Annotated in this window: 22 protein-coding genes; 19 read left to right on the forward strand and 3 right to left on the reverse strand. The window is 56.9% G+C overall.

The window, feature by feature from the left end; all coding sequences use genetic code 11:
- Window positions 1-143 precede the first annotated feature (143 nt).
- Together GGE09_RS19750 and GGE09_RS19755 are read left to right on the forward strand one after the other, a co-directional pair.
- Window positions 144-1,076: a 3-hydroxyacyl-CoA dehydrogenase NAD-binding domain-containing protein gene (locus GGE09_RS19750; protein WP_309747915.1), complete on the forward strand. Its 933-nt coding sequence runs from the start codon at window positions 144-146 to the stop codon at window positions 1,074-1,076.
- Entirely contained in the window at window positions 1,069-1,782 is a 714-nt protein-coding gene (locus GGE09_RS19755) for an aspartate/glutamate racemase family protein (RefSeq protein ID WP_309747916.1), read from the forward strand. Before GGE09_RS19750 ends, GGE09_RS19755 begins: the two co-directional genes overlap by 8 nt.
- A gap of 41 nt (window positions 1,783-1,823) precedes the next feature.
- On the opposite strand, the gene GGE09_RS19760 is transcribed toward GGE09_RS19755, so the two are convergent.
- Window positions 1,824-3,119: a hydroxymethylglutaryl-CoA reductase, degradative gene (locus GGE09_RS19760; protein ID WP_309747917.1), complete on the reverse strand. Its 1,296-nt coding sequence runs from the start codon at window positions 3,117-3,119 to the stop codon at window positions 1,824-1,826.
- Window positions 3,120-3,533: 414 nt separating this feature from the next.
- Here GGE09_RS19760 and GGE09_RS19765 point away from each other — a divergent pair, with 414 nt between their 5' ends.
- The 5 genes from GGE09_RS19765 to GGE09_RS19785 all read left to right on the forward strand — a co-directional run bounded on the left by GGE09_RS19765 (window position 3,534) and on the right by GGE09_RS19785 (window position 9,033).
- A complete protein-coding gene (locus tag GGE09_RS19765) occupies window positions 3,534-4,541 on the forward strand; it encodes an ABC transporter substrate-binding protein (protein ID WP_309747918.1) in 1,008 nt (335 codons plus the stop codon).
- 136 nt (window positions 4,542-4,677) lie between these two features.
- A complete protein-coding gene (locus GGE09_RS19770; protein ID WP_309747919.1) occupies window positions 4,678-5,706 on the forward strand; it encodes an ABC transporter ATP-binding protein in 1,029 nt (342 codons plus the stop codon).
- Window positions 5,703-7,394, forward strand: a complete 1,692-nt coding sequence (locus tag GGE09_RS19775; RefSeq protein WP_309747920.1) for an ABC transporter permease subunit — start codon at window positions 5,703-5,705, stop codon at window positions 7,392-7,394. The genes GGE09_RS19770 and GGE09_RS19775 overlap by 4 nt, the downstream gene beginning before the upstream one ends.
- A gap of 2 nt (window positions 7,395-7,396) precedes the next feature.
- Window positions 7,397-8,155 carry a DeoR/GlpR family DNA-binding transcription regulator gene (locus GGE09_RS19780; protein WP_309747921.1) on the forward strand — a complete coding sequence of 253 codons (759 nt, stop codon included), beginning with the start codon at window positions 7,397-7,399 and terminating at the stop codon, window positions 8,153-8,155.
- 62 nt (window positions 8,156-8,217) lie between these two features.
- Window positions 8,218-9,033: an inositol monophosphatase family protein gene (locus tag GGE09_RS19785; RefSeq protein ID WP_309747922.1), complete on the forward strand. Its 816-nt coding sequence runs from the start codon at window positions 8,218-8,220 to the stop codon at window positions 9,031-9,033.
- 53 nt (window positions 9,034-9,086) lie between these two features.
- Here the strand turns inward: GGE09_RS19785 and GGE09_RS19790 are convergent, their stop codons facing one another.
- Window positions 9,087-9,251 (reverse strand): hypothetical protein, encoded by a 165-nt coding sequence (locus tag GGE09_RS19790; RefSeq protein WP_309747923.1) that lies wholly within the window; start codon window positions 9,249-9,251, stop codon window positions 9,087-9,089.
- Window positions 9,252-9,329: 78 nt separating this feature from the next.
- On the opposite strand from GGE09_RS19790, the gene GGE09_RS19795 reads away from it, so the two are divergent.
- The 12 genes from GGE09_RS19795 (at window position 9,330) to GGE09_RS19850 (ending at window position 20,397) form a co-directional block, all read left to right on the forward strand.
- Window positions 9,330-10,583: an NAD(P)/FAD-dependent oxidoreductase gene (locus tag GGE09_RS19795; RefSeq protein ID WP_309747924.1), complete on the forward strand. Its 1,254-nt coding sequence runs from the start codon at window positions 9,330-9,332 to the stop codon at window positions 10,581-10,583.
- Between the two features lie 102 nt (window positions 10,584-10,685).
- A complete protein-coding gene (locus tag GGE09_RS19800) occupies window positions 10,686-11,132 on the forward strand; it encodes a type II 3-dehydroquinate dehydratase (protein ID WP_309747925.1) in 447 nt (148 codons plus the stop codon).
- Window positions 11,129-12,064: a glyoxylate/hydroxypyruvate reductase A gene (locus tag GGE09_RS19805; RefSeq protein ID WP_309747926.1), complete on the forward strand. Its 936-nt coding sequence runs from the start codon at window positions 11,129-11,131 to the stop codon at window positions 12,062-12,064. The genes GGE09_RS19800 and GGE09_RS19805 overlap by 4 nt, the downstream gene beginning before the upstream one ends.
- A gap of 511 nt (window positions 12,065-12,575) precedes the next feature.
- Window positions 12,576-13,601 (forward strand): polyamine ABC transporter substrate-binding protein, encoded by a 1,026-nt coding sequence (locus GGE09_RS19810; RefSeq protein WP_309747927.1) that lies wholly within the window; start codon window positions 12,576-12,578, stop codon window positions 13,599-13,601.
- Between the two features lie 72 nt (window positions 13,602-13,673).
- The gene (locus tag GGE09_RS19815) at window positions 13,674-14,525 is read left to right on the forward strand and encodes an ABC transporter permease (RefSeq protein ID WP_309747928.1); all 852 of its coding nucleotides are present in this window, start codon (window positions 13,674-13,676) and stop codon (window positions 14,523-14,525) included.
- Between the two features lie 2 nt (window positions 14,526-14,527).
- Entirely contained in the window at window positions 14,528-15,337 is an 810-nt protein-coding gene (locus tag GGE09_RS19820; RefSeq protein WP_309747929.1) for an ABC transporter permease, read from the forward strand.
- Window positions 15,330-16,448, forward strand: a complete 1,119-nt coding sequence (locus GGE09_RS19825) for an ABC transporter ATP-binding protein (protein WP_309747930.1) — start codon at window positions 15,330-15,332, stop codon at window positions 16,446-16,448. The genes GGE09_RS19820 and GGE09_RS19825 overlap by 8 nt, the downstream gene beginning before the upstream one ends.
- Window positions 16,445-17,446 carry an NAD(P)H-quinone oxidoreductase gene (locus GGE09_RS19830; RefSeq protein WP_309747931.1) on the forward strand — a complete coding sequence of 334 codons (1,002 nt, stop codon included), beginning with the start codon at window positions 16,445-16,447 and terminating at the stop codon, window positions 17,444-17,446. The genes GGE09_RS19825 and GGE09_RS19830 overlap by 4 nt, the downstream gene beginning before the upstream one ends.
- Complete coding sequence (locus GGE09_RS19835) at window positions 17,443-18,054, forward strand: glutathione S-transferase N-terminal domain-containing protein (protein ID WP_309747932.1); 612 nt, start codon at window positions 17,443-17,445, stop codon at window positions 18,052-18,054. Before GGE09_RS19830 ends, GGE09_RS19835 begins: the two co-directional genes overlap by 4 nt.
- 191 nt (window positions 18,055-18,245) lie before the next feature.
- A complete protein-coding gene (locus GGE09_RS19840) occupies window positions 18,246-18,662 on the forward strand; it encodes a RidA family protein (protein WP_309747933.1) in 417 nt (138 codons plus the stop codon).
- Between the two features lie 58 nt (window positions 18,663-18,720).
- Entirely contained in the window at window positions 18,721-19,395 is a 675-nt protein-coding gene (locus GGE09_RS19845) for a DUF1028 domain-containing protein (protein ID WP_309747934.1), read from the forward strand.
- A gap of 72 nt (window positions 19,396-19,467) precedes the next feature.
- Window positions 19,468-20,397, forward strand: coding sequence for a LysR family transcriptional regulator (locus GGE09_RS19850; RefSeq protein WP_309747935.1), 930 nt, complete (start codon window positions 19,468-19,470; stop codon window positions 20,395-20,397).
- Window positions 20,398-20,545: 148 nt separating this feature from the next.
- Here GGE09_RS19850 and GGE09_RS19855 read toward each other — a convergent pair.
- The coding region (locus tag GGE09_RS19855) for a hypothetical protein (protein ID WP_309747936.1) at window positions 20,546-20,839 on the reverse strand (294 nt) is incomplete at its 5' end.

The raw sequence follows: 20,839 nt of genomic DNA on the forward strand, positions 1-20,839 counted from the left end.
AATTTTGCATTTTGTAGATGGCATAGATTTTTGCGGGATGCTTTAATAAATTTTGTTTTGTTCCATCATGGCCCGAAGAATCCGTTTACTTTCAATCTTGATCAAGATTACAAAAACTGCGATCGCAAAAATACGAGAGTGCCATGCCGCAAACCGCCGAAAAATACGAGATCGCGATTCTGGGGGCGGGGCTCATCGGGGCAAGCTGGGCGGCGCTGTTTCAGCATCATGGCGCGAATATTCGCATCTGGGACCCAAAGCCAGAGGCATTGGCCGAGGTCGCGGCGCGGATGGCTGGGCCTGCGGCACAAATGGGGCAAGTGGCGCCTGATGTGGGGCTGCCGGGCCGATTGACCCTGTGTGACAGCTTGGCAGATGCGGTACGCGGCGCAGATTTGATACAGGAAAACGCCCCCGAAAATGCCGCGCTAAAACATCAGTTATATGCCGAGGTTGAGCCGTTGATGAACGGGGAAGCGGTGCTGGCTTCGTCCACATCGGCTTTGACATGGTCGGATTTAAGCCCCGGATTACAAGACCCGTCGCGGCTGATCACGGCCCATCCGTTCAACCCGCCCCATCTGGTGCCTTTGGTCGAAATCTTTGGCACTGATCCGGTTCGCATTTCGCGGGCTGAGCAGATTTATCGGGCCGCTGAGCGGGTTCCGGTGCGCCTGAACAAAGACGCCACGGGGCATATTGCCAACCGCCTTGCCTCGGCTTTGTGGCGCGAGGCGGTGTTTATGGTGCAGGACGGTATTGCCGATGTGGAAGCGATTGACGCTGCGCTGGTCAACGGGCCGGGGCTGCGCTGGTCGGTTTTGGGGGCGCATATGTCCTATCATCTAGGCGGCGGGGATGGTGGTATGGCAGGCTATCTAGCCCATCTTGGCCCCAGTCAGGAACGGCGGTGGGCGGCTTTGGGAAACCCGTCGCTAAGTGCAGACGTGCAGGCCGAACTGGTGGCCGGTGTAACCCGCGCAGCAGCGGGGCGCAGTATCTGTGAGTTGGAAGCCACCCGCGACACCGCTTTGATTGCCGCTTTGCAGGCCCGAAAGGATGCGCCTTATGTCTGAAAATTTTGCCCCCCGAATTGCCCTGATCCATGCGCTGGAAGAATCGGTGGCACCGATCCGCGATGCCTTCGCCCGTCTTTGGCCCGAAGCGCGGGGCGCTGATTTGTTGGATGCGTCTTTGTCAGCGGATTTGCTGGCGGCGGGGCGGCTGGACGATGCGATGAAGCAGCGGTTTTTGACGCTGGGGCGCTATGCGGCCACAGGTACAGGGGCAGATGCAGGCACAGGCACGGGGCAGGGGGATACCCGCGCGGTTTTATTCACCTGTTCGGCCTTTGGCCCTGCCATTGACGGGGTGAAAGCAGACCTGTCGATCCCTGTGTTGCGCCCCAATGAAGCCGCCTTTGCCGAGGCGCTAGAGGCTGGGTCGCGGATCGCTTTGGTGGTGACCTATCCGCCGTCCCTGCCCGCCCTGACCCATGAGTTGGAACAGATGGCGGCGGCGCGGGGGCAAAGCATTTCCATCACTCCGATCCTTGCCGACGGGGCGCTTCGGGCGCTGAAAGCGGGCGACGGGGCGGGGCATGATGCTTTGGTTTTGGAAGCTTGTAAAAATCTGGGACCCCAAGATGCGATTGTGCTTGGTCAGTTCAGCCTTGCCCGCGCTGCGACCGCTTTGATGCCCCATGTGGAGGGCCCGATTTTCACCACCCCTGACAGTGCCGTGCGCGCCCTGCGGCGGTTGGTTTTGCCGCAGGGCACCTAATAGTCGGCTGCTGCTGTGGTCTACGGGGCCGCTAAAGTGGTTTATTTTTTACCTGAAATTAAGGTTTTAGCGTTATCGACGCTGACATCACCGCTGTCGGCTAGGGCTTTGGCGATGCGGTCAATGTCGGGGCCGCTTGCCCCTGCTGTGATGGCGATATTGCGGGCGTGCAGGGTCATGTGGCCGCGCTGGATTCCCTCGGTTGACAGGGCGCGCAGGGCGGCCATGTTCTGGGCCAAGCCAACGGCTGCGGTGATTTCGGCCAGCTCGCCTGAACTTTCGACGTTTAGCATCCGCAGCGCGGCCTGTGCTGCTGGATGGGTTTTGGTGGCCCCGCCCACAAGACCCAAGGACATGGGCAATTCGATGGTGCCGACCAAATTGCCCGTGGTGGAAATTTCCCAGCGGGTCAGTGATGTGTACCGACCGTTACGCGCCGCATAGGCATGGGCGCCAGCCTCGATCGCGCGCCAGTCGTTGCCGGTGGCCAGAACCACGGGATCAATGCCGTTCATGATGCCTTTGTTGTGGGTCGCGGCGCGGTAGGGGTCAATGATCGCCAGGGCACAGGCCTCGACGATGCCTTTGCACACATCGCGGCCTTTCAGGGTTTTTGTGTCAAGCGTGGCTGGATCAAGTTCGGCTTTTGCACGCACAATGCGCAGATCGGCAAGGTTGGATAAAATCCGCAACCGTACTGTGCCCCCTGTGATCCGTTCCACATCCGGCGCCAGCATTTCGGCCATCGTATTCACCGTATTCGCCCCCATGGCGTCGCGCACATCCACCAAAAGATGCAGCACCGCCATCGGGCCGATGGGGCTTTGTTCAAAGATATGAACCTCTATGTCTTTGCAGCCGCCGCCAAGGCCGATCAGCACTTTGTCACGGGAATTGGCCTTTTCGATCAAGGCGTTTCGCTGTTCCAGCAGCCGTTGTTTGGCGCCAAACGGGTCGGACAGATGCAGAATCTGGATCTGGGCGCGCATGATCGGTTGTTCGGCGTGGGCCGTGAACCCCCCGTTTTGCGCCACCAGCTTTGCCATATAAGATGCCGCCGCGACGACAGAGGGTTCTTCGACCACCATGGGCACCAGATAATCTTTGCCGTTGACCACAAAATTGGTCGCCACGCCCATGGGCAGTTCGAATTTGCCGATCACGTTTTCGATCATGCCGTTGGCCACATCCAGCGGCAGAATATCGGCGCCTGCAAGGGTGGCATTGTCGGCTTGATCCAGATGGGCCGCTGCGCAAACGGCTGCGCGCCGCTCGGCGGGTGTCATGTTTCGCATGTTTTCAATCCGCGCGCGCATCGGTTTTTTATGGTCTGTCATGTTCAAAGCTTCCTCTTGCATTGATGTGTGGCTGATCCCAATCCGCCCTGCGGATGAAGCGTGGTTTTGCCAAGTAATTCTGTTTTACCAATTATGGCTTGGTCGTTCTGGATCGGCGTATCCGATTTTGGCCAAGGTTGAAAAACCGTAAACAGTCTGCCCCGTTATATCCAGTCGGGAATTTGGTTTGGGTTCTGCCCTTTTTTTAGTCCTTGTTTTGAAGCTCTGCCCAAATTTGTCCTGAAATGGGGGGCGGGATTGTGGTTTCAAAATTATTTATACAAAAAACCACAAAAACACACTAAACCATAAATGTACTCAAATCTTTACGTGATTCGAGTCGAAGGGAAACGTGGCTTTGGCGGGAATTACCCTGCGATTGCGCTGCGAAACTTGCGAACAGGGAACAACAAAATGAAAAATGTAATGATGAAATTAACGGCTTCGGTAATGGCGGTTTGTGCCGCCTCTGCGGCTTATGCAGAGTCTTTGACGGTTTATACGGCACTAGAAGAAGAAGAGGTTGCGATCTATCTGGATGCGGCCAAAGCGGCGATGCCCGACTTTGAAATCGACGTGCTGCGCCTGTCTACGGGCAAGCTGGGCGCGCGGTTGCTGGCGGAAGCAGGCAATCCGCAGGCGGATGTGATCTGGGGCTGGGCTGTGACGGCGATGATGGACCCGCAGGTTCTGGAATTGATGGCACCCGTGAAAATTGCAGGGACCGAGGCGCTGGCCCCGCAATTCCGCGATGCAGAGGATCGCTGGTTTGCGCAAATCGGCTATATGGGCGCGTTCTGTGTGAACACAGCGCGGCTGGAAGACAAGGGTTTGACCATGCCCACCAGTTGGGCCGATCTGGCAGCGCCTGAATTCAAAGGCGAAATCCTGATGCCCGATCCAAATGAATCCGGCACCGGTTATTTGCACGTGAATGCGGTTTTGCAAGGTTTGGGACTAGAGGCTGGCTGGAAACAGTTGGAAGCGGTTGATCCGAACATGGCGCAATATACGTCTTCGGGGTCAAAACCGTGTAAATCGGCGCGCACGGGTGAATATACGGTGGGTATTTCGCTGGCGTTCACGGCCATGCAATCCATCGAAGAAGGCTACCCGCTGGCCATGGTGTTCCCATCCGAGGGCGTGGGCTATGAGCTGGAAGCATCCGGTATTCTGGCCAGCAGTGATCAGCAGGAAGAGTCGAAAAAATTCCTCGACTGGACCATGTCTGCCGAGGCGATCGAGCTGTTCAGCCAGTATAAGGCGTTGGTGACTGTGGCGGGGGCAAAGCCGTCTGACACAGCCGTGAAAGCCGGATTGCCAAGTGATATTTCGACGGTGCTGGCCCCTGTGGATTTTGTAGAATCCGCTGGTCGCCAGAATGAGATCAAAGCCGAGTGGCGCGAAAAATTCGGCCGTTAATCAAGCCTTTGGGCTGTGGGGCACGCTGTTCCCGCAGCCCGTTTGCGTGATTTCTCTTTCATTAAATACCCGTTTGGCACCCGTTTAATCCCCGTTTAATCGCGGTGCCGAACCCCCTTATTCAAGGCATGCGGTCATGTATCTTACCGTCAGCAACGTAACCAAGCGGTTTGGCACTTTCACCGCGTTGGACGATGTTTCTATTTCAATCGAACAAGGCGAATTCGTCTGCCTGCTGGGGCCAAGTGGCTGTGGCAAGACCACGTTGTTGCGGCTGATTGCGGGTTTGACGGATATTGATTCCGGCACGGTTTCACTGGAAAATGAAGTTTTAACCGATCTGCCTGCCCGCCAGCGGGGCTTTGGCATCGTGTTTCAATCCTATTCCCTGTTCCCCAGTATGACGGTGGCGGAAAACATCGGCTACGGGCTGAAAATCCGCAATGCCCCGCCCACACAGATCAGCGCGCGGGTGGCGGAATTGCTGGAGATCGTGAAGCTGCCCCATCTGGCAGACAAGTTTCCGGGGCAGTTGTCTGGTGGGCAGCAGCAACGCATTGCGCTGGCCCGTGCGATTGCGGTTGATCCACGGGTTTTGTTGCTGGATGAGCCCCTGTCTGCGCTCGATGCCAAAGTGCGCGGCAGTTTGCGCGATGAAATCAAACAGTTGCAACGCACGTTAAAAATTCCGACCCTGATGGTGACCCACGATCAGGAAGAGGCGCTGGCGCTGGCGGATAAAATCATCTGTATGAATCACGGTGTTGTGGTGCAGGCGGGCACGCCCGAAGACCTGTACCACCGCCCAGCAACACGGTTTGTGGCGGATTTCATGGGGGTCAGCAATCTGGTTTCAACCGAGGTGATGCGCCGTGAAATGCCCGCGCTGCTGGCAGGCCGTCCAGATGCGCCCGATGATCAGTTTGATGCCTGTATCCGCCCCGAAAAGATCGGGCTTATGGCGGATGCTGACGGGGCGGCGACAGTGCGCTCGGTCGGGTTTCTGGGCAATCTGACGCGGTATAAACTGGACAGTGTTTTGGGGGATTTGGTGGTGGAGTCCCACGGCGCGCTTGGGGTCAAAGAGGGCCAAAAGGTTTCGTTGCAGATTGTGCCGTCTGATTGCATTTGGGTGGCCAATGACGGCACCGAGGTGTCTGAATGAGCGTCGCAACATCCCAAAGAGCCGCAGTGAAAAAGGGGTTTTGGCTGGACAGTGACAAGCTGCTGGCGGCGGCCTGTATTGCGATCCCGCTGATCGGCCTGACGCTGTTTTTCCTCTATCCGATGGGGGTAGTATTTTTACGATCCCTGACGGTGCCCGATGGGTCTTACGGGCTGGGAAATTACGCCGAGGTGTTGTCGTCCAAAGGGTTCTGGCGGGCCACGCAACATTCCATGACTATGGGCGTTGCCACCACGGTGGTCAGTGTTTTTCTGGGGTTCATCATCGCCCACGGGTTGCACCGCTGTGCGTTTCGCGGCAAATGGCTGATCCGTGGCGTGATCGTTTTGCCGCTGCTCGCGCCGTCTTTGGTGCAGGCGCTGGGGCTGATTTTTCTGTTGGGGCGCAACGGGTTGGTCAGCCGCGCCATCGGGATGGAGTTGGATATTTACGGGTTTTGGGGACTGCTGATCGCCAACACGCTTTATGCTTTGCCACAAGCGGTGATGATCATCGGCGCGTCTTTGGTACTGCTCGATGCCCGCACCTATGAAGCGGCCGAGGTGATGGGCGCAAAGCCGATGCGCCAGTTCCGTGACCTGACCCTGCCTGCAATCTTTTTCGCCCTGCTGAACAGTGCTTTTGTGGTGTTTATCATCACCATAACCGATTTTGGCAATGCGGCTGTGATTGGGGGGGATTATTCGGTGCTGGCCACGGAAATTTACACCCAAGTGATTGGTTTGCGGAATTTTAACATGGGGGCGGTTGTGGGCATTATGCTGCTGCTGCCAACTGTGATTTCCTATTATATTGAACGCCAATCCATGAAGCGCCAACAGGGGCGGCATGCGACCAATGTGCAAAAGTTCGTGCCGAGCTTTTACCCCAACCGCGATATTCCGATGGCGGTGGCTTGTTTTGCGGTGGTGGCAATGATCCTGTCGGTGATCGGCGTGGTGATCTATGCCAGTTTCGTCAAGCTATGGCCTTATAACCACGACCTGACCTTTAAACATTTTGATATCACATTGGCGGGGGGCTATGCCTCGCTTTGGATCACCATCGCCATTTCACTGGGCGCGGCGGCAGGGGGGACTGTGTTGATTTTCATCATGGCTTTGGGTCTGCGCAAACTTTCAGGCGGGATTGCGCAGGCCGTTCAGGTTCTGGCGGCGATGCCTGCGGCGGTGCCGGGCATTGTGTTGGGGCTGGCCTATATCCTGACGTTCAATTCCACTGCGACGCCGTTGTATCTGCTGTATGGTACGGCGACGCTGATCGCGGTGATCAATTTCTATCACTATCACACACAGGCGTTTTTGACGGTGATGACAGGGTTTCGCCAGTTTCCCACTGCGTTAGAGGAAGCCGCAAGCACGCTTGGCGCGGGGTATGGCCGAACGGCGGTGACTGTGGTGGCCCCGTTTGTGGCGCCCATGCTGATTGCGGTGTTCTTCTTTTTGTTCATGCGGTCCATGGTGACGCTGTCTGCGGTGGTGTTTTTGACCACGGCCAAGCTGGATGTGGCGGCGGTGACGATCATGCGTCTGGATGATGCGGGGCTTACATCACAGGCGGCAGCGTTTTCCACTTGCGTTATGGCGGTGGTCTGTCTGGCCTTGGGCGTGATGAAACTGGGGCTTAAGCTGATGTCACGGTCCCCCAAAGTGGTTGTGGGGGGCTGAACATGTGGTCACAGGAACGCCATCAACGGATTTTGACCCTGTTGCAAAGCAGCCGGCAGGTCAGCGCGAATGAACTGGCGGATTTGCTGAATGTATCACGCGAAACGGTGCGCCGCGATCTGCTGGAGTTGGAGCGCGGCGGCTTGGTGGATCGTGTCCACGGCGGGGCAGTGCTGCCGCACCGCGAAAGCGAAGCGCCGTTTGAAACCCGCAAGGGTGCCCATCACCGTGCCAAACAGGATATTGCGCGCAAGGCGGTTTCACTGATTTCTGTGGGCTCTTCAATTATGGTGGACGCGGGGACGACGACCACTGTGTTCGGCGAGGTGCTGGCCAAGTTGTCGGGGATCATGGTGGTGACCAATTCCATTGACATCGCCCAGACCATCCGCGCGGCGGGGTCTGACATTGATCTGATCCTGCTGGGCGGGCAGATTGTATCGGATGTGCCTGCGACCTATGGTGAAATGACCCTGTCGGAAATTGCACGGTTCAATGTGGATCAGGTGTTCATCGCACCTGTGGCCGTAGACGCCGCCGAGGGTGCTTTTTCGTTTGAATTCAAAGAGGCCGAGGTGGCCCGCGCCATGGTTGCGCAGGCCCGTGAAACGGTGCTTTTGTGTGATCGCAGCAAGCTGGGTGAAACCAGCCGTGTGCGGTTTTGTGAACCCGCGCAGATCGACACACTGGTCACGGACAGTCAGGCGAGACCTGACCAGATTGCCCCGTTTGAAACTACCAATACGACCGTCGTTATCTAAGCCACAAGGCAGCAAGCGGCGTTGCCCCGACGCAATTGCCTTGCCCGATCAGGAGACCAGCTATGACCACCCCGACCGCCCCCCCATCCGCCCCCGCGTCAGGCGACATTTGTCTGCGTCAAATTCTGGCAGACGGCGCAGTCTTTGCGCAGGCTGCTGGCCAGACAGCCCGCACCTATTTTCGTCAGCATAATGCTGTGGAGTTCAAAGAGGACGAAAGTCCTGTAACCGTCATTGACCAGCGGATTGAACAAGAGCTGAAGCAGGCTATCGCCGCCAAATACCCGATGGACGGGATTTTTGGTGAAGAAAGCGGCGTGGACGGTGGGCTGGATGGCAATCTTTGGGTGATTGACCCGATTGACGGAACCCGCTCGTTTATCTCGGGCAATCCGCTGTTTGGGATGCTGTTGGCTTATGTGCAAAACGGTCTGCCTGTGGCGGGGATTATTTCCATGCCGATGCTGGATGAGTTGTATTGTGGTTCGCCCGGTCAGGGGGCAACCTGTAATGGCGAGCCGATCAATGTTTCAGGCCAACGCGAAATTGACGACTGTACGCTTTATATTAACGAGGGTGAAAAGCTGATCGCAGAGCACCCTGATCGGCTGTCTCGGTTGCTGAAGGCGGGGAAGACGCGGCGGTTCGGGTATGATTGCTACCCCCATGCGCTGTTGGCGGCGGGGCATATTGATGCGGTGGTGGATTATGATCTGAAACCCTATGACTATCTGGCGCTGACGTCTGTGATCTCGGCGGCGGGGGGGATTATGACAGATTGGCAGGGCAATCCGCTGGATCTGTCGTCTGACGGGGCGGTTGTTGCGGCTGCAACGCCTGAATTGCATCAATCCCTATTGGCGGTTCTGAACGGGTAAGCTGTTCTGTTCGCAGGCTTATTTTTTAAAATCCAAACGGTAAAAACTCGGGTCTAGCGGGGATCGTTTTTCGGTGCGCTGTGTGGAAAAACCGTGCCTTTGCGCGGCTTCAGAATGGCTTGACGCGAGTTTTGCCTATTCTCTACCACGGAAAATTCTTCTTTCTTCTTGGCAGCGTTACGCGCAGTTTTGGCACAGATATGTTTCAGATCAGCCATGCTGGTGCCCGCGCGCAAACCTTGTGATGTGGGGCGACCGGATCCCTTGGATGTGACACCCAAACCTAGGACTTGAATATGACAGCCGAAAAAACGGACACGCTAATTGTTGGCGGCGGGCAGGCCGGAATTGCGATGAGCGAGCATTTGACGGATATGGGGATTCCCCATCTTGTGCTTGAGCGCAATCGCATCGCCGAGCGGTGGAGATCGGAGCGATGGGACTCCCTTGTGGCCAACGGCCCTGCGTGGCACGACCGTTTTCCCGGTCTTGAATTTGATGATGTGGCGCCTGAAACCTTTCCGCCGAAGGAACGGATGGCGCAGTATTTTGAAGATTACGCCAAGATGATTAAGGCCCCCGTGCGCACCAATGTGGAAGTGAAATCGGTTCAACGATGTGCAGGGCGCCCCGGATTTATTGCCAAGACATCCCAAGGCGAGATCGAAGCACAGCGGGTTGTGGCAGCGACTGGGCCGTTTCAGGTTCCGGCCTTTCCAAATATCGTGCCCGAGGAGTCCAGCATCACCCAAATCCATTCGTCCAACTATAAGAACCCCGATCAACTGGCCGAAGGTGCGGTTCTGGTTGTGGGCGGGGGTGCATCGGGTTCGCAGATTGCCGAAGAATTGATGCGCGCGGGTCGCAAGGTCTATCTGTCCATTGGCGAACACTACCGCCCCCCACGGTCTTACCGCGATCGGGATTACGTGTGGTGGCTGGGTGTTCTGGGCAAGTGGGATGAAATCAAAACCCAAGCCAAGAAAAAGCACGTGGCCTTTGCGGTCAGTGGCTATGACGGTGGCAAAACCATTGATTTTCGCAATATGGGCCATCAAGGGGTCACGGTTCTGGGGATTACCCAGTCCTATAAGGACGGTGTGCTCAGCTTTGCGAATGATCTGGCTGAAAACATCAAAGAGGGTGATATCGCCTATCTGGATGTTCTGCGCGAGGCGGATGCCTATGTGGAGCGCAACGGCATTGACCTGCCACCAGAGCCAGAGGCGTGGGATATCCAGCCTGACCCAAGCTGTGTGACCGACCCGATTTTGGAACTGGACCTGAAAGAGGCGCAGGTGGGCACGATCATTTGGGCGACGGGGTTCAAGTTTGATTTCAGCTGGCTGGATGTGGATGCTTTTGATGACAAAGGTATGCCGTTTCACAAACGCGGGATTTCTGCGGAAACAGGTGTGTATTTTCTGGGGCTGCCCGAACTGACGAACCGCGCGTCTTCGTTTATTTACGGGTCTTGGTATGACGCGAAATACATTGCCACCCATATCGGGGTGCAGCGTAATTATGTGGCTTACCAAAAAGAAAAATGACCCAACTAGGGGTCGTGCCGCTGCTTGGCCGACCCAAGACTGACCGTTCCATGCCCGCGCTGGTGTGGGACGGAATTTTCGATCATCAATAAGGATAATTTCATGAAAACCGTCATGTTTCTGAACGGCCCGAACGCCAATCTTTACGGGTTAGACCCCAAAGGCACCTATGGGGCGGATAGTTTTCCCCAAATCGAAGCGGCCTGTGTGGCGCGTGCCAAAGAGTTGGGATTTGCGCTGGAGTTTCGCCAATCCAACCATGAAGGCGTGTTGATCGACTGGATTCAAGAGGCGCGATTAAGCTGTGACGGTTTGCTGATTAATGCGGCGGGGCTGACCTATACATCCATCGCTATTCTGGATGCGCTGCTGGCTTTTGACGGCCCGATCATTGAATGCCACATGAGCAATATCTGGAAGCGTGAAGCCTTTCGCAGCCATTCCTATATTTCCAAAGCGGCAACGGGTGTGATTGCGGGTTTGGGGTTGCAGGGTTATTTGCTGGGGCTGGCGGCGATGCAGTCCTTAATCGCAGAGCCCGCAGCATGACCGATACTTTGGTTTTTTACAGCGGGCCTGATCCGTTTGAAACATGGCGCGATGCGCTGGCCCCCCATCTGGACGATGATGTGCGGATCGAAAATGCCGATGCGGTGACGGATCCCGACACGGTGCGGTTTGCGCTGGTCTGGATGCCGCCAGAGGGGTTTTTCGACCGTTTTCCCAATCTGGAGCTGGTGATCAATCTGGGGGCAGGGGTGGATCGGCTGGTGGCGCGGGGCGATTTGCCGGATGTGCCAATCACGCGTCTGTCGGACCCTGAAATGGGTAAGATGATGGCGGGGTTTGTGCTGTTTGCCACCCTGCGCCATGCCCGTGAAATTCCCCATTTCGAAGCGGCGCAAGCGCGGCGGGAATGGGCCTATCGCCATCCCCGTGCGGCCAGTGAAATTTCTGTGGCGGTGCTGGGGCTGGGCGAACTGGGTGGGTTGGCTGCAACCGAAGTGGCGCGGCAAGGGTTTGACACCCACGGCTGGGCAACGCGGCCCCGCGATCTGGCAGGGGTGACGGTGCATTGCGGCGATGATGCGCTGGAAAATCTGCTGGGGCAGGCGGATATTGTGGTCAGCATGTTGCCGTTGACGCCCAATACCCGCAGGCGTCTGGACGGGGCTGCTTTTGCTGCGATGAAACCGGGGGCGGCGTTTATAAATGCGTCACGCGGAGAGGTCGTGGACGAGGATGCGCTGGTCGCGGCTCTGCAATCTGGGCATCTGTCGGGGGCCACGCTTGATGTTTTTGAAACCGAGCCGCTGGCGCCGGATCATCCGCTTTGGACGCTGCCCGGTGTGCTGATTACGCCGCATCTGGCATCGGTTGCGCTGCCCAAATCTGCAGCGCCGCAGATTGCGGCGAACATCAAGGCAGTGCAGTCCGGCGGGGCGCTGATCAATCAGGTTTCACGACTGCACGGCTATTAGGCAGTGTGCACGGGGATTGAGCATTCCCGTGCCATTGTCTGTTGCGGTGGGTTCCGCAGTGCGGCTGAAATATGGTTTTTTGTGTTAAATAACATAAGGTTAACCACGTTAAAATGGTAAAACCTTTGTAGTGAGTTGGAATTTGCGATTATCCAATGTTGCCCATCTGAGGCACTCTTTGGAGCAAGACACAGCAAATGAACGGACGGACGAGAGAAAGACATGATTCGAACTTGGGACCAAAACATCGGTGGTTTTCGGCAGGGCGGCTGGCAGCAGCGGCTGGCCAAAAGACCCTTTGGTGCAGAGATGTCCAAGCGCGGAGCAGGGCTTTTTCAACGGGTTCGGATGTTTGTGTGTTCACAGCCACGTGGCTGTTTCGAATTTTCCGCAAGGCGACACCGCGTCCAGACCGGAAGATCAAACGGACCGGCTTTCAAGGTCCGGCTCAAAGCGGCGAGCGTTTAGAAAAATGCCGCATCACAAAACCTCAACCAACGGGAATTCCAAAATGAAACGTCTTCTTTTGACCGCAGCGGCTTTGGGCATGTTTGCCCCCGCCGCATTTGCCGAAACTCTTGTCGTCAGCAGCTGGGGCGGCAGCTTTCGCGATCTGATCGACGAAGCCATCGCCACAAAATTCACCGAAGAAACAGGTGTGGAAGTTGAATTCATCACAGGCGGCACCATCGACCGTCTGAACCAAGCCAAACTGAACCGTGATGCACCTGAAAGTGACGTGACCTTCACCACATCCCACATCGGCTGGCTGTATCACAATGACGGGCTGTTCGAAGAGTTGGACATGTCCAAGATCCCAAATGCGGTTAACCTTGTGGATCAGGCGATCATCAGCCCGTCGCATATCGGGGCATGGGCCTATGTCTATACCATCGGCTATTTGCCTGATGCGGTGCCTGAAGGCATCACCTTTGACAGTTGGAATGATCTTTGGTCGCCAGAGCTGAAGGGCATGATTGCCGCGCCTGATTTTGATCCGTCCCACATCATCGCAGTGGCGTCCAAGCTGGAAGGTGTTGAAATCGAGAACTGGAAAGACGCGTCTGACAAATTGTTGGCGCTGAAGCCGAACTTCAAAGCGTTTTACACCAATGACGCCAACTCGCAGCAGTTGTTGTCGACAGGTGAAACGCCGGTGCAGATTATGCTGTCCATGAACGCCTATCACATGCAGTCCGAGGGGCTGGACGTGCAACTGGCGATCCCGTCTGAAGGTGCTGTTCTGGGTGTGGATACTATGGGTATCACGGCGGGGTCTGACAAACAGGAACTGGCGTATAAATTTATCAATGCGGCCCTTGATCCCGAAGTGCAGGCCAAGATTGCACAGATCAAAAAAGGCAGCCCTGTTGTGTCGAACGCCGTGCTTCCTGCGGAAATTGCCGTGCTGCCCGGTATTTTCACCACTGCTGAACAGTGGGAAAGCCAAACGCTGATCATTCCGCATGAATTGCGCGCCGAGAAAACGGCTGAATGGCGTCAGTGGTTTTCGGAAAACATGATTTCCGGCAACTGAGCCTGATCCCGTCCTGACTGATCCCGGCGGCTTTGCTGCCGGGAAACCCCTTTAACGGAGCAGACCTGCCCCATGTCGAAACGCCCCTTCCTTGGCTGGTTTGCCTCTCCGTCGATCCTGATCGCCTTTGGGATTGCCGTCTCTTTTCTGGCCATCGTGCAATACAGCCTGCGCGCCTATGTGCCAGGCTCGCTTGATCCTGGCGGTCTGACACTGGATAATTTCACCACCCTTTGGAAGCTGGTCTATGGCCAAGCCTTTCTGAACACGGTGCTGCTGTGTTTCTGGACGGCGCTGTTTACCCTGCTGATCGGCTATCCGCTGGCCTATGCGATGGTGCGGGCCCAGTCGGCAAAGCTGCGCAGTGCGATCCTGTTAATTTCCCTGACCCCGCTGTTTCTGGGGGAAATCGTGCGCACCTATTCGTGGATGATCGTGCTGGGCAATCGAGGCTTTGTGAATACAGCGTTGAAACAGATCGGGCTGATCGACCAGCCGATTAATTTCATGTTCACCATGACCGGCGTGGTGATTGCGCTGGTGCATTTTACCCTGCCGATTGTGGTGGTGATGCTGGCCGCGGCCCTGTCGCATATTGATCGCAACCTTGAACGGGCGGCGACCTCGCTTGGGGCGGGGCGGGTTGTGGTGTTTGCAACCGTGACGCTGCCCCTGTCGATCCCCGGAATTGTGGCGGCCACATCAACGGCGTTTGCATGGACGTTTTCGGCCTTTGCCACGCCCCAGATGATTGGCGGCGGTAAGGTGCAGACGATTTCGACCCTAGTGTATCAGGTCGGCTTTGCTTCGTTCAACTTTCCGCTGGCCGCATCCCTGTCACTGGTCGGACTGCTGTTCACCATCGCCGTGCTGGCCATTTTCAACACGGGCATTCGTCGCCTTGAAAAAATCGGAGCCCATTGATCATGAAAAAATCAACTCTCGACCATGTGCTGGACTGGAGCGGACGCATTTTGCTGACCCTGATCCTTGGCTTTGTGCTGTTGCCGTTTTTTGTGGTGCTGATTGCGTCATTCAATGACAGCGCGATCCTGTCCTTTCCGCCCAAAAGCTGGTCGCTGCGCTGGTATGCCAATGTGTTTGAATACCGCGATTTCGGCGCGGGGCTGGTCAATTCCCTGAAAATTGCCGCCATCGGGGCGAGCATTGCGATCATTGCAGGGGCGGGTTTTGCCTATGTGATGGACCGCTATGATTTCGCGCTAAAGGGGCTGTTGAACGGCGTGCTGATGTCGCCGCTGATCATTCCGAACTTTACCATCGGGCTGGGGCTGTTGATCCTGTCCACTTCGGCATCATTGCCGCGCACGATCTGGCTGGTGATTGCCGTGCATGTGATCATCGTGCTGCCGTTTGTGGTGCGCTCTGTCTATGTGTCGTTGCAGAATTTTGAACGGCGCTATGAGCAGGCGGCGGAAAGTCTGGGGGCGTCACCGCTGCATGTGCTGGTGACGATTACCCTGCCGTTGTTGGTGCCGGGGCTGGTTTCTGGGGCGCTGTTTGCCGCGATCCTGTCGTTCAATGAATTCACCGCATCGCTGTTTGTGGTCAACCAACGCACCCAGACCCTGCCGGTGGCGATGTATAATTATGTGCGCGAATATGCCGATCCGACGCTGGCTGCGGTGTCTGTCATCTATGTGCTGGTGGTCGCGGTGTTGCTGCTGATCGTCCATAAATTCTTCCGTCTTGAAAAGGTGCTCAATGTTGAGTGAGATCCCCCCCATCCCGTCGCAAAACGATGCGCGCCCCTCCGTTCAGATTGACGGTGTTTCCAAGTCTTTTTCCGGCGTTACCGCACTGGAGCCTGTGTCACTGAAAATCCGCAAAGGGGAGTTTCTGACCCTGCTTGGCCCTTCGGGCTGTGGCAAAACCACTTTGCTGAACCTGATCGCAGGCTTCCTAGAGGCGGATTCAGGGGAGTTGTTCATCAACAGCGAATTGGTCACCCAAGTGCCGCCCCATCAGCGTGAAATTGGCATCGTGTTTCAGAATTATGCGCTGTTTCCTCATATGAGCGTGGCGCAGAATGTGGCTTACGGGCTGCGCACGCGGCGGGTTCCAAAGGCGGAAATTGCAGAGCGTGTGCGTGAAACGCTGGCGCTGGTCAAGCTGGAGGATTTCGCGGATCGACGCCCCCGCCAGTTATCGGGGGGGCAGCAACAGCGGGTGGCTTTGGCCCGTGCGCTGGTGATCCGCCCCCGTGTGTTGTTGCTGGACGAGCCGTTTTCCGCGCTGGATCGCAATCTGCGCACCGCCATGCAGGTCGAGTTGAAAGAGATCCAGTCACGGCTTGGCCTGACCACGGTTTTTGTGACCCATGACCAAAGCGAAGCGCTAAGCATGTCGGACCGGATCGCGGTGATGTCGCGCGGGCGGATTCGCCAGATCGGCAGCCCGACTGAAATCTATGACAGTCCGCAGAACCATTTTGTGTCCACCTTTGTGGGGGATGCAAACCTGTTTTCCGCGACTTTGGTCGAAACGGACGGTAAGAAGGTAAGCCTGAATGTGGGGGAAACCCGTTTGCCGCTGACCACCTATCAGGATGAATTACCTGCCGCTGGTCCTGTGACCTTGTTTGTGCGCCCAGAGCAATGCCGCCTGTCTGCGGCGGGTCAAGACGGCGCTATTCCGGCCACGGTTGCTCTGTCGGTCTATCAGGGCAGTTACGCCGAAATGCATCTGGATTGCCCCACCGCCGAGGGTGGGCGGGTGATGTTGCGGGTTCCCGCCGCCGAGGCGCTGCCTGTTGGCACGGCTGTTTCCATCGCCCTGCCCGAACAAGGCCCTGCGATCTATGCAAAAGAAGAGGCTGCGGCATGACCCAAACCATGCGTGCCGTGATTGCCGGTTCTGCTGGCGGCCCTGAAGTTTTGCAACTTGTCGAGCGACCGATCCCGACCCCCGGCGCGGGAGAGGTGCTGATCCGCACCGCAGCCGCAGGGGTCAATCGTCCCGATATTATGCAACGTTCCGGCGCGCTGCCTGCGCCGCCAGATGTATCGGATATTCTGGGGCTAGAGGTTTCGGGCCAGATCACCGCGATTGGGGCGGGTGTTGATGCTGCGTTGCAAGGCGCGTCGGTGATGGCGCTGGTCAAGGCGGGGGGCTATGCAGAATATGTGATTGCCAAGGCGGATCAATGCCTGCCGATCCCTGCGGGTTTAACCCCGCAAGAAGCAGCCGTGCTGCCCGAAGGTCTGTTCACCATCTGGCATAATTTGTTTGATCGCGGTGGGCTGAAATCGGGAGACCGTGTGTTGATCCAAGGTGGGGCCAGTGGCATCGGCACGCTGGCGCTGCAACTGGCTGTTTCTTGGGGGGCAGAGGTGATCGTCACGGCGGGCGGCGCGGAAAAATGCGCCCGACTGGCCGCTATGGGGGTTCAGGTTATTGATTACCGCACCGCTGATTTAACCGCCGAGGTTCTGCGCCTGACCGACAATCGCGGTGTGGATGTGGTGCTGGATATTCTGGGCGGTGAAATGGTGAACAAACATCTGGCCTGTATGGCAGATGGCGGGCGGCACATCGGCCTGTCCTTTATGGCGGGGATGATCGCGCCTGTTGATCTGGGGCTGGTGATGCGCAAGGGGTTGTGGCTCAGTTCCTCAACCTTGCGGCCCAAAAGTGATGCTGAAAAAGCAGGGATCGCGGGTGATGTGCGCCAGCATTTGTTGCCGCTGATCGGCGCTGATGCTGTGCGCCCTGTGATGTCGCTGACCTTGCCGCTGGCCGAGGCTGCGGCGGCCCATACCCTGCTGGAAAGCGGGCAGAACTTTGGCAAGATTGTTTTAAACACGCAGGAGGATGTGCAATGAAGCTGTCGCTATATTGGGGGTCTGCATCGCCGTTTGTGCGCAAGGTGATGGTTGTGGCCCATGAGTTGGGGCTTGAAAGCAGCATCGAAATTCTGGACAGCGCCGCCCATCCTGTAGAGCGGGACGCGCGGATCAAGGCCCATAATCCGTTGGCCAAAGTGCCTGCTGCATTGGCTGATGACGGCACCAAGCTGTATGACAGTCGGGTGATTTGTGAATATCTGGACGCACAAGCGCAGGGCGGGCTTTTCCCTGTTTCGGGGCCACTGCGCTGGACCGCCCTGCGGCGGCAGGCCTTGGCGGATGGGGTGTTGGATGCGGCGTTGTTGATCCGCTACGAAACCTTGGTGCGGCCTGAAGCACAGCAATGGCCGCTTTGGATTGAAAAGCAGTTTGAAAAGCTGGCCGACGGGTTGGACGCCATGGCGGCGGATCTGCCAGAGCCAGAGTGCCATGACATTGGCGCGATCAGTTGTGCCTGCGCGCTTGGCTGGCTGGATTTCCGGTTTCCGGATTTTGATTGGCGTAACGGGCGCGGCGCGCTTGCGGCGTGGCAGGCGGATTTTGAAACACGCCCTGCCATGATTGCCACCCGCCCCAGCGCGTGATGCTGTAAGAAAGACGTATACATATAGTGACAGCCCAAAACGCCCCACAGATTAACCGCCGCGCCCCGCTAGTGGATCGACACTTCGCGCGGCTTACATGACTGTCACGGCACCGCAGTTTTCTGCACCTTATAACCCTGCCCGAGAATCCCATTCGGGCGTAGCCACAACCTTAACGAAAGACCGTATCCATGGCACATCTTCGTCATCGCAAGTTCAATACCAAAGACACCTACCCAGAACAGAATATCGACAATGACCTGTCGCAAGCTGTTGTCGCCAAAGGCGGCACCACGATTTTCCTGCGCGGTCAGTGCCCGCAAGATCTGGATACGGCGGAAAACATCCAAAGCAGCGATCCGGTTGAACAGACCCATAAAGTGATGTCCAACATTCGCCAATTGGTCGAAGAATGCGGCGGTGAGATGGGCCATGTTACCAAGCTGGTGGTTTACCTGACCGATGTGCGCCACCGCGAGGCGGTCTACCGCACAATGGGGTCTTATATCAAAGGGGTGCATCCTGTGTGTACTGGTTTGGTTGTGGTTGCTCTGGCGCGCCCTGAATGGCTGGTGGAAATCGACGCAACGGCTGTGATCCCTGATTGATCACCCGACTATAGACTATACACCGTAAAGAATGGCGCCCCGCGCCTGAGGAGTTCTTATGACTTTTTCGATCATTGGCCACTGTCCTGATTCAGGCATGTTCGGGGTGGCTATTTCGTCCTCGTCCCCTGCGGTGGCGGCGCGTTGTTCTTTTGCCCGTGCGGGTGTGGGTGCGGTGGCGACGCAAAACATCACCGATCCGCGGCTTGGTCCTCATGCGCTGGACCTGATGGAACGGGGTGCCAGCCCGTCCGAGGCTTTGTCGATCCTTGAACGCAGTGGCAGCTTTATGGCCTATCGTCAGGTGTTGGCGGTGGGACGTTCGGGGCAAAGCGCGATCTATTCGGGGTCACAGGTTTTGGGCATGTGGTCCGAAGCCCAAGGCCGTGACACCGCTGCGGCGGGCAACCTGTTGTCAGATGCTGGCGTGCCCGAGGTGATGGTGCAATCCTTCGGGGCCTCGCGCGGGCATCTGGGTCAACGTTTGCTTAATGCTTTGCGGGCAGGATTGGATGCAGGGGGCGAATCCGGTCCTGTACATTCGGCGGGCCTGTTGCTGGTGGATGCCCAAAGCTGGCCGCTGGCAGAATTGCGCATCGACTGGACTATGGATTGCCCGATCGCAGCGCTGGAATCCGCTTGGGCGGTTTATGAACCGCAGATGGCGGACTATGTGACCCGTGCTCTGGACCCGCGCGAGGCACCCTCTTATGGTGTTCCAGGGGACGAATAGCTGTTCTTTAAAGGGGTGTGCCACACGCCCTACAAAGCCCCACGTCAACAGAGTAACGAAGGTTAAGGTTTCATGATGCCCCTTAGGTTCACGCTGCGACAACTGGAATACTTTATCGCCGTTGGAGAGGCGGGCAGTATCGCGCTGGCATCAGAAAAGGTGAATGTCACGGCACCGTCCCTGTCCTCGGCGATTGCCCAGCTGGAAGCGGGGTTCGGCGTGCAACTGTTTATCCGCCGCCACGCGCAGGGGTCCATGCTGACCCCCACGGGGGAGCGGTTCATCGAACAGGCCCGCGCCATTCTGGCCCAAGCCGACAAGCTGAACGATATGGCGAACATTTATACCGGCAGTGTGCGCGGTTCCCTGCGGGTGGGCTGTATGCGGACCTTTGTACAGCTTTTGGTGCCCCAGTTGCGCCGCAGCTTTGAAGACAAATACGCCAATGTGAATTTCAGTCAGGTCGAGCTGGATCAGGCGCAAATATTCGACGCGCTGGGTTCGGCGCGGATCGACGTGGCGCTGACCTATGATCTGTCCCTGAACAGCGATATTGATTTCCAGCCCCTGCGCAGCCTGCCGCCTTATGTGATGGTGGATGTGGCCCATCCGCTGGCAGGGCGGCGCGCGGTGACCGCTGCCGATCTGGTGGATCATGATATGGTGCTGCTGGATATGCCCCATAGCGCGGATTATTTCCTGTCGCTGTTTCGCAACCTAGAACACCGCCCCCGCATTTCCGAGCGCACTTCGGAGATCGCCATCCAGCGCAGTCTGGTGGCCAACGGGTTCGGCTTTGGCATTTCGAACATGCGCACTGTGTCTGAAACCTCGATGGATGGGATGTCGCTAAAGTTCATTCCGCTGGAAACAGACATCCCCCCCCTGCAACTGGGCATCGCCATGTCCCGCGCCGCCCATGTGTCGCGCACAATTCAGGCCTTCATCGACCACTGCCACGAAGCCGCCGACGCCAACAAACTGCCAGGCATTGCGACCTGACCCGAAGGGCGGGGGAAGGCACGGGAAGCCGGAGGCAGCGATGACCCTGATCCCGTACTTAAATGGCGGTCTACACGGCAGACCAATCATGACAAGCCTGTTACTCTCTATTTAAGGAAGGGCGTTCGGTCTGTGTTACACCCCAAAGTCAAACCGCATGAATCACCAGCAAGCGCCTGTATGGGTGCCTTTCCGGTTCAGGGGGCGGGGACAGGTCCGAATCTGCCCCTCTCAATCTTCTGATTCTGCCGGATGAGAGAATATTCCACTCTTTTAAGGGGTTTTCCTGCCGAGTCGGGGGTGAGTTGTTGTCGAGTCGTGCTGGAATTTGGTGGAATTTGGGATTTTGGGCGTATTTGGGTTTGAGTTTGGGTGTTTTGTTTGAGAAAGTTTCGGGGTTATGTCCTTTAAAATAAGGGGTTTTGGAAAAGAATGTAACAAT

Source organism: Roseobacter sp. N2S, from assembly GCF_031454055.1.
In the GTDB taxonomy this organism is placed as follows: domain Bacteria; phylum Pseudomonadota; class Alphaproteobacteria; order Rhodobacterales; family Rhodobacteraceae; genus Amylibacter.